The 12,419-nt window shown below is 56.9% G+C and carries 10 protein-coding genes and 1 tRNA gene; 7 read left to right on the top strand and 4 right to left on the bottom strand.

All coding sequences use genetic code 11. The features are described from left to right. Positions 1-51 precede the first annotated feature (51 nt). From A0U92_RS16580 to A0U92_RS16565, 4 genes are all read right to left on the bottom strand, one after another. Entirely contained in the window at positions 52-2,892 is a 2,841-nt protein-coding gene (locus tag A0U92_RS16580; protein ID WP_077814536.1) for a Hint domain-containing protein, read from the bottom strand. A 396-nt stretch (positions 2,893-3,288) separates the two neighbouring features. Next, positions 3,289-4,167, bottom strand: coding sequence for a glycosyltransferase family 2 protein (locus A0U92_RS16575; protein WP_077814074.1), 879 nt, complete (start codon positions 4,165-4,167; stop codon positions 3,289-3,291). A 39-nt stretch (positions 4,168-4,206) separates the two neighbouring features. Further along, complete coding sequence (locus A0U92_RS16570) at positions 4,207-5,106, bottom strand: glycosyltransferase family 2 protein (RefSeq protein WP_149026506.1); 900 nt, start codon at positions 5,104-5,106, stop codon at positions 4,207-4,209. Positions 5,107-5,233: 127 nt separating this feature from the next. After that, the gene (locus A0U92_RS16565) at positions 5,234-5,689 is read right to left on the bottom strand and encodes a methylated-DNA--[protein]-cysteine S-methyltransferase (RefSeq protein ID WP_077814072.1); all 456 of its coding nucleotides are present in this window, start codon (positions 5,687-5,689) and stop codon (positions 5,234-5,236) included. Between the two features lie 117 nt (positions 5,690-5,806). On the opposite strand from A0U92_RS16565, the gene mnmE reads away from it, so the two are divergent. From mnmE to A0U92_RS16530, 7 genes are all read left to right on the top strand, one after another. Next, the gene (gene mnmE / locus A0U92_RS16560) at positions 5,807-7,141 is read left to right on the top strand and encodes a tRNA uridine-5-carboxymethylaminomethyl(34) synthesis GTPase MnmE (RefSeq protein WP_077814535.1); all 1,335 of its coding nucleotides are present in this window, start codon (positions 5,807-5,809) and stop codon (positions 7,139-7,141) included. A gap of 12 nt (positions 7,142-7,153) precedes the next feature. Further along, on the top strand, positions 7,154-9,016 hold the full coding sequence (gene mnmG / locus A0U92_RS16555; RefSeq protein ID WP_077814071.1) for a tRNA uridine-5-carboxymethylaminomethyl(34) synthesis enzyme MnmG: 1,863 nt from the start codon (positions 7,154-7,156) through the stop codon (positions 9,014-9,016). Beyond that, positions 9,013-9,612: a 16S rRNA (guanine(527)-N(7))-methyltransferase RsmG gene (gene rsmG, locus A0U92_RS16550; protein WP_077814070.1), complete on the top strand. Its 600-nt coding sequence runs from the start codon at positions 9,013-9,015 to the stop codon at positions 9,610-9,612. Before mnmG ends, rsmG begins: the two co-directional genes overlap by 4 nt. Positions 9,613-9,676: 64 nt before the next feature. Then, a complete protein-coding gene (locus A0U92_RS16545; protein ID WP_187668972.1) occupies positions 9,677-10,447 on the top strand; it encodes a ParA family protein in 771 nt (256 codons plus the stop codon). A gap of 10 nt (positions 10,448-10,457) precedes the next feature. Next, positions 10,458-11,375, top strand: a complete 918-nt coding sequence (locus A0U92_RS16540) for a ParB/RepB/Spo0J family partition protein (protein WP_077814068.1) — start codon at positions 10,458-10,460, stop codon at positions 11,373-11,375. Between the two features lie 84 nt (positions 11,376-11,459). Then, positions 11,460-11,535, top strand: a tRNA-Lys gene (locus A0U92_RS16535). A gap of 349 nt (positions 11,536-11,884) precedes the next feature. Next, positions 11,885-12,409: a DUF2501 domain-containing protein gene (locus A0U92_RS16530; RefSeq protein WP_077814067.1), complete on the top strand. Its 525-nt coding sequence runs from the start codon at positions 11,885-11,887 to the stop codon at positions 12,407-12,409. Positions 12,410-12,419 lie beyond the last annotated feature (10 nt).

Raw genomic sequence — 12,419 nt, 5'->3', positions numbered from 1 at the left:
GGCCGTGACAGAAATCTGTCACGGCCTTTTCAGTCAGTCCTGAATTTTCACTCAGGCGCAGAGGCTAAATGACTTGTCACTAACTTCGAGACGATATGTCGCTGCTGCTTCAACTTGGATTTTGAGCAGAGCTTTTGTGTTAGACACTCTCTCTCCAAGGTTAAGGACAGCATCGCCGTTGGTCCAGCGAACCTTGCCGTTATTCTCAAGACCATGCCAGCCAATGTTCGACTGACCGTCCAGGTGGCTGTTGATAACGCGACCATGGGAGGAACCCTCCAGCAAGGTTGCTGTTCCAACAAGAACACCCAGCATACGACGATCATCGACAAACGGGCCGACGACGTCAGATGGCCTGCTTGCCCGTGAGCAGATCCGGATTTCCGTTACATTTGCGGGAATTTCGACTGTCACAACACCATTCTTTTCATCAAGACGACGCAGCGCCTCACCGGAAAGAGTGCGGAATGACAGATCTGATTTCCGGGTAAGGGAAATTTTGGTGGAAGCTGCCAGGCCAAGAGCCGTCGTGGCGCGTGCGGACAGGCGCTGATGCAGCATTTCCACCGTCTCACGATCCGTGACCAGAGGAGCCGCAGCATCAGCCCATGTCAGGCTGCGCGACGTCAGTGAAACGACAGCGCCACCCGTGAAGGAGCGACGGTTTCCCGTATCGAGATAGCTCTCTGTTGCAACATTTTCAGCGAGAATAACGCTGTGCTGCTCTGTCTCGACATGGAAATAGCGGTAGGAGGAGACGGAGCGGTCATAGAAAATGCTCGAACCGTTCACCAGCATACGCACCGGCACGAATCCGCCTTCAAGGTAGAGCCCATGTTCCGCTGTGACCAGAAGATCATTGGAAGGCACGTTCTCGGAAATGGCGTTCTTCAGGATTCGGACAGGATAACCGGCTTCTGTATCGTCCAGAGCCGGACGCACGACGGCGTTCTGGAAACCGACCCAGACAACCGGCCGGGTTGCCTCACCAGCACCAAGAACAATCAGTTCGTCACCAACCGACAGATCTTCAACAGCCACATCACCGCGTGTCGTGCGAATGAGCGTGCCTTCAAGGAAGCAGACATCCGTCGCAACCGTGTTGATCAGCCAATCGCCAGCAGCATCTTTGGAGAATGTGGAGGAGCCTGGAACAAAGCCGTCGGCTGTTTCGATATGAGACAGCGTATAGGTCTGACCGTTATCAAGCGTGATGTTCAGCGAATAGCTGCCGTCATCGTTCTTGGTATAAACGGCTGCCGTCGGCTGTGCATTCAGGTCCGCATCAATCGCAAAATGCGTGTTGGCGTTGACACCGACAAAAGTTGCGCCAACCTGCTTTGTATCGCCAGCCAGAACAAGTGTGTTGTTGCTGTCGTCAAAGCTGATCGTGCTCGTGATGCCATAGAGACGCGCATAAAACGTGCTGTCATCCGTCAGATTGATGTGCGGCAGATCGACCATCACGGAATTGGCCTGCGTGCCAAGCGTGGAGTTCGAAAGGTTCAGCGTGCCGCCACCTGCAAGATGGCTGCTGTCGAAAACAACGTTTCCATCATTGCCGGTAATATTGAGCGTGCCATCCATGGCGCTGACCCCGCCAAGCTCAACCTTTGCTGGCGTGTCGATGTTCAGAACGCCATTACCCCGGACTTCGAAACCGGCTGTCGAGAAGACGTAGCTGTTAGGATTTTCCGGGTTACTGGCAGTGACTGTCAGCGTCGCATTCGGATTGACCGAAAGGCTGACGAACTGCCCCACATTCTGCTGATCAGCAACAACATACAACGGATCAGTCTCTGATCCACTCAAGGCTGCATGATAGCAACTGTCGGATTGAGGAATTGCGCCCAGAGACCAGTTGCTGCTGTCAGACCAGCTTGCGGGGTTGTCTGCCGTGCCTGTGCCGATGAACGCATCCGTGGCTACGGCTGAGTGGTTTGTATAACCGTCCGTGCTCGACGCCGTTCCGGAACCAACACTGTCAGCATGCGCCACGACGGCCTGAAGCTGCTGGTATTCTGTCGTGGACGTGTAACCCGGCGTGACAGGGTTGGTATTTGACTCTGTAAACACCCAGTTTCCAGAACCATCTTTACTGAACGACACATTGCCGGGCGTGAAGCCGTTCGCCGCCGCCACATCCGACAGTGTCAGGGACTTCCCGTTAGTGAAAGAGATCGTGTAGCTGTAAGAACCGTCGCTATTCTCGGTAACAACGGCATTGACTGGCGTGACACCGTCAGATCCGTTGATGGCAAAGTGCGAATTTTCTGAAACACCATAAATCGGTGTGGAAATCGTCGAGTCGTTTGCATGCAGTACAAGTGTATTGTTCGTGGATGGGTCGAACGTGATCGAATGTCCCGTCGCGTTCCAACCGGTATAAAGTGTACTGCCATTCTGAAGCGTGATGTCCATATCAGAGATACTGACAGGGGCCTCGGGGCTTCCAAGCGTCGAGTTGACCAGATTGAGGTTGCCTGTCCCGTTGAGACTGTTGCCATCCAGAACAACTTTACCCGGATTATCAATGATCGTGATTGTACCACCACGATTCTGGGTATAGAGACCCAGTTCCACCTGCGACGGTGTATCAATGATCAGCTCACCGGTCGGGGCAATTTCCATGCCGTATGTCGCGAAGACATTTCCCGCATCGTTTGACGACGCCTGAGCCGTAATCTTCAGAGTCCCGTAGTCGCCAATACTCAGAGACCGTATCTGCCCGTAAGAGACAGCGTTAGCGACAGCGACACCACGATCATCTTCACTGACGCCAGCAATAGCAGCTGCCTGACATGTATGACTCTGAGGCAGATCATTGTTTGACCAGTTCGTGGGATCGAAAAAATCGTCCGACGTTGACCCATTCCAGTATGTTGTAGCCATCTTACGGACCTCATTCGCTGAAAGCGCCGGCCAGAACCGGGCATCCGTCACTCTCCCCAAATTTTGGCTGAACTGTCAGGGCGAGCGCAGAAAAGGATTATTACAGGTATTTTTCTATCGCATGCGTATACTGTTTGTTAACCTTTTTCAAACGATTAGTTCCAAAAAATATACATGATATTCGCAACTCTTTGTTTTTTAATGTTTTTATTTATTTTAGACACTTATTCGGATTCTATTGATTTAAAAAAAAAGACATCCGAACGCTTGTTTCATTGATGATCCCGCACCAGATTATACTCTTTTCCCAATAATATCGGCAGCGTCAGCCGTACACGGGCATGCCAATAAGACACCAACTCACTTCTATTTTGGAAAAATCCAAATATACAGCTCTCAGATTTGTGTTCGCATTTCTTTATGCACTTTAGCCGCCCGCCGTGCTGCGAATGAACAATATCCTTCCATCCGCCCAAGAATGACATACGCATGATAAAGGGCTGCGCTACGATTGCCTTTCAGGACATTGAAGACAATTCCCCCAACAGGCCTGATCGTGAACTCCAGGAGAATGCCTAAAGGCGCAGCGTTTTTCCTCAGCGCATATCCCATGCCTCTGGCGTAGCTTCTGGCGCGCGCCAGATTGATGCCTATCGATTTATCCGGATGAATCACGCGAATTCGCGTGTCAAAATAGCCCTGAACACCGTAGGCCAGCAGCCGCAACCCCAGATCCTGTCCTTCTGCAGCAACAAACCGGCAGCCAGGCCCCATATTGACGTCGAAACCTCCCACAGCTTCATAGGCAGTCCGGCGTATGAACATGCTGAACTCCACAAGACCCGTCCAGATATTGCTTTCATTCAGTCTTGCGCTTGTATCCAGCCACCGCCCCATCTGCGATGGAAGGCCATGCTGATTCAGCACAGCCCCAGTCAGCAGCCCCAGAGAAGGGTTCTCCCTGAAGCTGGCATCCACCTGTTCCAGCGTCTTCGGGAGATAAAGGCAGTCATCATCGGGGAAAGCTATGATGTCCCCGGAGGCATACGAGGCTCCCACCACACAGGCATAGCGACATTTTTGGATATTGATCCTGATATGCCGGATCGGCCAGAGTTTTGAAAAATCAGCAATGACAGTATCGTAGATATTACTGCCGCTCTGATCGACGAGGATGACTTCAAGGTCACGGAAGGACTGGCGCGCCAGAGCATCCAGAAAAGCCCGGACATCACCGGGACGGTCCAGCGTTGGAATGACGAGAGAGAAACGCATCAGCTTTACCAGCTCATTTCAAACGAAAACGACTCACTTCTACAGATTCAGAATATGCTCTGGCCTGAGACGCCCGCGCAGCACGTCCCTCCACGCAAGCCAGTTTCCTTTCGTGCGTCCTTTACGATCAACCCATGGCTCCGGACGAAAACTTTTTGCGACATTGATCAGCGTATGGCGCCCGGCGCTCCTGAACGCGTGCCCCCAGAGATATGATCCCTTGCGGGCAAGGTACAACGGATTGACAATCTGGGAATATCCCAGACGTACGCCTGATGTCTTGCCCTTTTTACTGCCAAGATGAATACCCTTGGCGCCGTTGCCCCGGACAATACGACCGTAAGGCAGAATTCGCCTCGAAAAGTCGATATCTTCATACCACGCATACAGAGGCAGACGCTCATCAAAGCGAACACCAGTATGCCGGATCACATCCAGGCGAAAAGCCATATTGCATCCATACGTGTTGAATACGTCAACGATCATATCATCCCGCTGAGTCAATGGCTTCGCCAGTTCTGCAAGCGCATGATCCACAGGCAGTCCGGGACCGACAGCTCCGTCTTCCAGAACCTTGCCCGTCATTCCGGCAATCCGGCTGTCACTCCTGAAGACAGCCAGCATGTTTGCGATATAATCCTGCTGTGGAAAGAAATCATCGTCAAGAAACAGCATGATGTCAGCATCCAGAGCATGATCCAGAATGACGTTTCTTTGCGCAGGCAGACCACGACTACCCTGAAGCAGAACAAGATCACATCCCGGCACAAGTTCATCTGTGATGCCTTCGATATCGGCCGGGTTTTTATAGCAGATGACAATCGCGTCCGGCCTTACACTCTGCCTGTTCAATTCCTCTATAAGTGCAACCAGAACAGGCGCACGTCCCGAGGACGCCAAACCAACAATGACTTTCGGCTCAACAGGAAGATCCGTCATGATCTGCATTCTTTCCACGATTACCTGACGGCGCAGACACTCCTCCGCCGTCCCGGATACATTTGACCCAAACAACAAAACCATCTTGGCCCGTTCTTTTCAAACAGGACACTCTACTTGCGCGGCATCACGCTCCAGGGACGGCCACCCCTTCAAACTCCAGCAGCCACATCTTGTCATCGATCCCGCCATCACCGGAATAACCACCCAATCCGTGTACAGCCACGACACGATGGCATGGGATCAGGATCGGAACAGGGTTGCGTCCCACAGCCTGTCCGACGGACCGGGCAGAACCTCCAGCCAGTTCCGCTATCTGTTTGTAGGTTCGCGTCTCACCGAGAGGAATCTCACACAGAGCCGCCCAGACCTTTTTCTGGTAATCCGTACCCTGCGGCTTCATCGGATATGGAAACACGCCTGTCGGCGTATCAAACCATTGATCCAGCCAGTCCCGCACTTCGCACAGCAAAGGCGTCTCGGTCTGATCACGTCCCCACCCCCAGTCCAATGCGACGATCGCTCCATCTTCTTCCGTGATCGTAAGAGGCCCCAACGGAGAATGCAGGGATAACTGAGGCATGGAAACACTCCGGCAAGATGGCCACACAGATGCGCACAGGACGTGCTACCTCTTGTCCGCGCCAGTCAGCCTCCCGTCAATATTCACTTAAGATTTTCGAACGAGATACTGCACATCATGCCGTCAAACGCATCACTTCAGCACCACGCCCTGCCACCGGTCTTTGCTCTCGCCACGGGATCAGGACGCGGCGCCATCGCCATCATACGTGTCAGCGGCGCAGGCAGCGACACCATCCTTCATACTCTTGCAGGACGACTTCCTTTTCCGCGCAGGGCGTCTTTTCGCAAGCTCTGGCGCAACGCCGCACTTCATGAAGACCATCTGGACGATGCTGTGGTGATCTGGTCACCCGGCCCCAACAGTTACACCGGCGAGGACAGTTTCGAACTCCATCTCCATGCTGGTCCAGCGATCATTTCCGCCGTGGCTGACGCTCTGGTGGAAACAGGCGCCAGACCTGCCGAACCGGGTGAATTTACGCGCCGGGCCTTCATGCATGGACGTGTGGATCTGACGGAAGCCGAGGGCATTGCGGACCTGATCGAAGCCGAGACCGAGACACAACGCAAGCAGGCCCTTGCGCAGGCCGATGGCGCTCTTGGAAGTCTTTACAAAAACTGGGCGACCAGACTGCGCAGTGTTCTCGCTCAGCAGGAAGCCCTGATCGACTTTCCTGACGAGGAGCTTCCCCCGGAAGTGGAACACGCCCTTCTCGCTGAAATCGCGACACTGAACACTGAAATCCGCCATCATCTCGCGGACGGGGAACGCGGGGAACGCATCCGACGCGGACTCGTCTTTTCGATTGTCGGACCACCGAACGCGGGAAAATCCAGCCTTCTGAACCTGCTGGCGGAACGCGACGCCGCCATCGTCTCTCCCATTGCCGGCACCACCCGCGACACGATTGAAATCGCGACCATTCTGGCCGGGGTGAAAGTCACGTTCGTCGATACAGCCGGCCTGCGTGAGACCAGCGATCCGATCGAGGCAGAAGGCGTCCGGCGGGCGATGTTTCACGTGGAACATTCCGATTTCGTTCTCCAGCTTTTCCCTTCAGATCAACCCTATCCCACGGTCATTCCTCAGGCGCTCCCTGTCTGCAACAAGACCGATCTGGCTCCCGCCCCCGCCACGCTGGACCAGCATCCCGTGCTCGGCATCAGCCTTCAGAACGGCGACGGCGTTGCAGAGCTACGGAAAACACTTGAAAGAGAAGCCCTCAAACTGACACAAGGAAGCGGACCGCCACCCCTGACGCGTGCGCGTCACCGGGCGGCAGCGGAAGCGGCTTCAACCAGCCTGGAAGCAGCGCTGAGCATGGACTGGCCGGAAATGCGCGGTGAGGAGTTGCGTCTGGCCATGCGCGCATTGGGACGACTGACTGGCGAAGTCGGCGTTGAGGATATACTGGATACCATCTTCGGTCAGTTCTGTATCGGGAAGTAAGAGGGAAACATCATGGAAACGCGGTTCGATGTCATCGTCGTCGGAGGCGGACACGCGGGCTGCGAGGCGGCGGCAGCGGCGGCCCGGTGCGGAGCGAAAACGGCCCTCCTTACGCATCGCATGGATACTGTTGGCGCCATGTCCTGCAACCCTGCCATCGGCGGGATCGGCAAAGGACATCTTGTGCGCGAAATCGATGCGCTCGACGGGCTTATGGGACGCGCCGCTGACGCCGCCGGAATTCATTTCAAACTGCTGAACCGCTCAAAGGGGCCTGCCGTTCACGGTCCCCGCGCACAGGCCGATCGCGGCCTCTATCGGAGCGCCATCCACACACTCCTGCAGGCAACCAACAATCTGACCATCATCGAAGCGGCAGTAGGCGATCTGCTTCTGACGCCCGATCAGGCCGTGGCTGGTGTCGTTTGCGAAGATGGCAGAAATTTTCTGGCGCCTTCCGTTGTCATTGCTGCGGGAACCTTCCTTCGGGGCGTCATTCACTTCGGCCATGAGACCGAACCGGCTGGGCGGGTCGGCGATCTTCCTGCCAATGCATTAGGCCTCCGCCTCGAAGCGCTGGGTCTGCCCATGGGGCGCCTCAAGACCGGCACGCCCGCCCGTATTGACCGCGCCAGCATCGACTGGGAGTCGCTTCCTGAGGATCAGGGCGACACGGAGCCGGAGCCTTTTTCCTATCTGACGACCCACATCAGCAACCCGCAGGTAAGTTGCCGCATCACAGCGACCAATGAAAAAACTCATGCCATCATTCGTGAGCACATTCACCTGTCGGCTGTTTACGGTGGTGCCATCGCCGGACGCGGCCCACGCTACTGCCCGTCCATTGAAGACAAGGTCGTCCGCTTTGCCGAGCGCACGTCCCACCAGATCTTTCTGGAACCGGAAGCGCTTCCCGACAATCCGGGCGGAGATCTGGTCTACCCCAATGGTATTTCGACCAGCCTGCCGCCTTTTGTGCAGGAGCAGATGATCCGCACCATTCCCGGACTGGAGCAGGCCCGTATCATCCGCCCCGGTTACGCCGTGGAGTATGATTACATTGACCCGCGCGCCCTTTCGCACGCGCTGGAACTCCGTGCGATTCCCGGTCTTTATATGGCGGGACAGATCAACGGCACCACGGGTTACGAGGAAGCCGGAGCGCAGGGTCTTCTCGCCGGGATCAACGCGGCACGCCGTGCCGCCGGAAGTGACGCGCTCAGCATCAGCCGGAGCGAGGCCTATCTGGGCGTCATGATCGATGACCTCGTGACGCAGGGCGTCTCAGAACCCTATCGCATGTTCACCTCGCGTGCGGAGTATCGACTGACCCTGCGCGCCGACAATGCCGACCTGCGACTTACACCTCTCGGCATTGCCTGCGGATGCGTCGGCACGGAGCGCGCCCGTCAGTTTGAGAAAATCAGCAATGAACTTCAGGCCGCAACCGAGCGCGCCAAGGCGGAGACATGGCTTCCGGCAGACATTACCCACGCCGGAGGCGCCGCCTCTCAGGATGGCCGCAGGCGATCTCTTTTTGAAATCATGGCGTCCGGCGGAGACACATCCATCGCCGGACGACTGGCCCCATGGTTCGCTGAACTGCCGCATCGTGTTCGTCTGCATGTGGAAACAGAGGCCCGTTACAGCGGCTATCTGATCAGGCAGGAGCGGGAAATCAGGCAGCTTCATGCTGAAGCCGCCGTCACCATTCCGGAGAGCTTCGACTTCAGCAAGGTCGGTGGCCTGAGCGCGGAAATGAAAGAACGGTTCGAGCGGGTGCGTCCGGGCAACTTTGCTGCCGCCCAGAGAATTCCGGGCATCACACCGTCGGCGCTGGTCGCTCTTCTCGCTCACATCAGGCAGGCCGCATGACCCCTGTTCCGCCATCCTCCATTCCCGGCGTTTCACGTGAAACACTGGAGCGACTGACCTGCTTCGCCAATCTTCTGGTCCGGTGGACAGCGAAGATCAACCTGATTTCTCCCGGCGATGTGCCGCATCTATGGGAGCGGCACATCCTCGACAGCCTGCAACTCGCGCCACTGATCGAGCAGGGCAGCCATGTGACCGATCTGGGTTCAGGCGGCGGCTTTCCGGGGCTGATCATCGCCATCGCAGCCGACGCGGACGTGACGCTGGTTGAATCCGACCGACGCAAGGCCACTTTTCTGCGTGAGGCCAGCCGAGCAACCGGTTGCCGGACAACGATCGTCAATCAGAGAATCGAAGCCGCTGCAGTGCCGCCCGCGCCCGTCGTCACGGCACGCGCTCTGGCAAATCTGTCCCAACTTCTCACCTGGACAGAAAAACTTGTCGCCAATGACGGGTATGCGCTGTTTCTGAAGGGGCAACAGGCCGCCGATGAGTTGACCAATGCCGAGCGCGACTGGCACATGACAGTCACAAACATTCCCAGCCGCACTTCAGGCGGCACCATTCTGAAAATAAGCGATATCAGGCGTGTCTGAATCCAGAAAGAATACGAAAACTTCGAAACCAGCCTCGCATCCGGCACGCGGATCGGCCCAGCCCATTACCCTCGCCATAGCCAACCAGAAGGGGGGCGTCGGCAAGACAACGACCGCCATCAACCTTGCCGCCGCCCTTGCCCAGAGCGGGCAGCGGGTCGTGCTGATCGACCTCGACCCACAGGGCAACGCTTCAACCGGAATCGGCGTGGATTATAACGCCCGCAAACGCGGCTCCTACACCCTGCTCATGGGCGAGGCCGAAGCCGCCGCGCTGGTGCAGAAAACGGACATTGAAAATCTTGGCGTGATTTCGGCCAGCACGGAGCTTGTCGGCGCGGAGATCGAACTGATCACCGAGGATGAGCGGGAACAGCGGCTGAAATCGGCCATCAAGTCTCTGGCGGGTTCTGCGGATTACATCATCATCGACTGCCCGCCGAGCCTCGGCCTTCTGACTCTCAACGCGCTCGTCGCGGCGGACGGTGTCGTTGCGCCGCTCCAGTGTGAGTTCTTCGCGCTTGAAGGCATCAGCCATCTGACCCGCACCATTGAGAAGGTCAAAAAACAGTTCAATCCGGCGCTCAAGACCACAGGCATTGTCCTGACAATGTATGATCGCCGCAACAATCTTTCCGAACTCGTTGCTGCCGACGCCCGCAGCTTCTTCGGCGATGCGGTGATGGAAACCATCATCCCGCGCAATATCCGCATCTCGGAAGCCCAGAGCCATGGCACGCCCGTCATGACCTACGACGCACGTTCGAGCGGCGCGACGTCCTACACGGCGCTTGCGCTTGAACTGCGCAAGCGCCTTGAAAACACGAGCAACTGAGGTTCCGAGCGTGAGCACGAAGAAATCCCCCGCCCGTCCACGTCTTGGTCGCGGACTCGCCGCCCTGCTCGGTGAACAGCCAATCCTGTCAGAACCAGCCCTCACAACAGCAGGCGAGGTATCCTCGTCCCAGCCTGTGCGTAACGGCGTTTCTTCGTTGCCTGTCGAATCTCTGGAACCCAGCCCCTTTCAGCCACGTCAGAACTTCGCACCCGAAGCTCTGGGCGAGCTTGCGGAATCCATCCGCGCCCGAGGCATTCTGCAGCCTCTTCTCGCACGACCGCATCCGGACAAGCCCGGCACCTACCAGATCATCGGTGGCGAGCGTCGGTGGCGTGCAGCCCAGCAGGCCGGGCTGCACGATGTCCCTGTCCTCGTCCGTGAACTCGACGATACCGACGCCATGGCGGCAGCGCTGGTGGAGAACCTCCAGCGCGCCGATCTCAATCCGATGGAAGAGGCCGAAGGCTTCAGCCGTCTGATCGAGGACTACCGCCTGACACAGGACGAACTGGCCCGGGCAATCGGCAAATCCCGTCCGCACATCACGAACACGCTCCGACTTCTGCGACTCCCGTCCGCACTCCGGGCGGATGTTGTGGAAGGTCGGCTTTCGGCAGGACATGCCCGGGCCCTGTTGACGCATCCTCATCCGGAAGCCGCGGCAAAAGACGTTATCGCAAAAGAGATGTCTGTCCGACAGACTGAGGCCCTTGCCCAGAAAGCCCTCAGAGAGGCGGCACAGCCCGTGCAGCAGAAGCCCGTGCGGGAGAGACGCGACCCCGAGATCGCCATGCTGGAGAGGGATCTCTCGTCGAAACTCGGGCTTCCTGTGCAGATTCAGTTTGATGGCAAGGGCGGCACGCTCCGCTTTTCCTATCGGACGCTGGATCAGCTTGATGGGTTGCTGGCGCTTCTTAACAGATAATTGTAATTCCTCTCTTGCGCTGGAGCGGAACGGCTGTTAAAAGCCCGCCTTATTCCAGCCTACAGGCTTGGAACTGGAAATCCTGGGCGCATAGCTCAGTTGGTAGAGCAGCTGACTCTTAATCAGCGGGTCCAAGGTTCGAGCCCTTGTGCGCCCACCAGGATTTTACTCCGACACACAGCAGAATATTTACCCGTTTTCCATGTCATGGAAAACCGGGACTGTGCCGCTCGGCATGCACGCGAAGACTCTCTGCCATGATCGCGTATATGCATAACCGGCGTCTCTCATAGTAACTGCCCTTACTGTCCGCATCAGTGCCGGGTTTTTCCAACACCAGACCCAGGACTACACAAAATTGTCAGATGTCGTTTAGTCCGTGCCGACGGAACCTTTCCTGCGCCCGGAAGTTTAAGGACACGACAGCGACCTGCACTCCATGTTCGGAAACAAGAACAATACGCCGACCATACATGCATCACAGGTTGCATTATTTGTAAGAGGTTTTCATGTTTGCATCCCGGCATATCGCCCTTGTCGCATCGTTCGGCATGGCGCTCGCTTCTGTTGGCGTAGCTCAGGCCCAGACAGCAGCCCAGCAGCTTCCGGCCGGCACGACCCTGTCGACAGCACCCAATGGCGCCCTGCCCGTCACCAACCCGGCCAACGCCGCCTCCGCCCCCACGGAAGGCGCGCAGATGGTAAAAGGCATCACCGGCGCGACAACCGCCGCAACGCCTGGCGCTCTCGGTGAAAACGGCCTCCCGTCCATCGACAACGCAACACCCGGGAACGTCGCGGGTCTCCTGTCCTACTGCATTCACAAGAAATACGTGAACGGCACGACATCCCGCAGTGTGGCCCGCAAGCTGGCGAAGCGTGCGGACGTGAAGAACGATCAGAACTACTCGCTCGGTGGGCAGGGCCTGCTGTCGAACGCCACCTCCACGCCGTTCGATATCTCCACACTCGACAAGTCCAAGCGCGTCAAACTGTGCAGTGACCTGACGAAAAAGGGTCAGGAGCTTCAGTAAGGCTCCATCC

It is taken from the genome of Acetobacter aceti, assembly GCF_002005445.1.
Lineage (GTDB): Bacteria > Pseudomonadota > Alphaproteobacteria > Acetobacterales > Acetobacteraceae > Acetobacter > Acetobacter aceti_B.
This window is presented reverse-complemented; position numbering and strand designations above follow the sequence as displayed.

What these genes read in the sequence shown, in the direction of transcription:
- A0U92_RS16580 (WP_077814536.1), bottom strand. Translation starts at nt 2,892, where the DNA reads ATGGCTACAACATACTGGAATGGGTCAACGTCGGACGATTTTTTCGAT.
- A0U92_RS16575 (WP_077814074.1), bottom strand. Translation starts at nt 4,167, where the DNA reads ATGCGTTTCTCTCTCGTCATTCCAACGCTGGACCGTCCCGGTGATGTC.
- A0U92_RS16570 (WP_149026506.1), bottom strand. Translation starts at nt 5,106, where the DNA reads ATGACGGATCTTCCTGTTGAGCCGAAAGTCATTGTTGGTTTGGCGTCC.
- A0U92_RS16565 (WP_077814072.1), bottom strand. Translation starts at nt 5,689, where the DNA reads ATGCCTCAGTTATCCCTGCATTCTCCGTTGGGGCCTCTTACGATCACG.
- mnmE (WP_077814535.1), top strand. Translation starts at nt 5,807, where the DNA reads ATGCCGTCAAACGCATCACTTCAGCACCACGCCCTGCCACCGGTCTTT.
- mnmG (WP_077814071.1), top strand. Translation starts at nt 7,154, where the DNA reads ATGGAAACGCGGTTCGATGTCATCGTCGTCGGAGGCGGACACGCGGGC.
- rsmG (WP_077814070.1), top strand. Translation starts at nt 9,013, where the DNA reads ATGACCCCTGTTCCGCCATCCTCCATTCCCGGCGTTTCACGTGAAACA.
- A0U92_RS16530 (WP_077814067.1), top strand. Translation starts at nt 11,885, where the DNA reads ATGTTTGCATCCCGGCATATCGCCCTTGTCGCATCGTTCGGCATGGCG.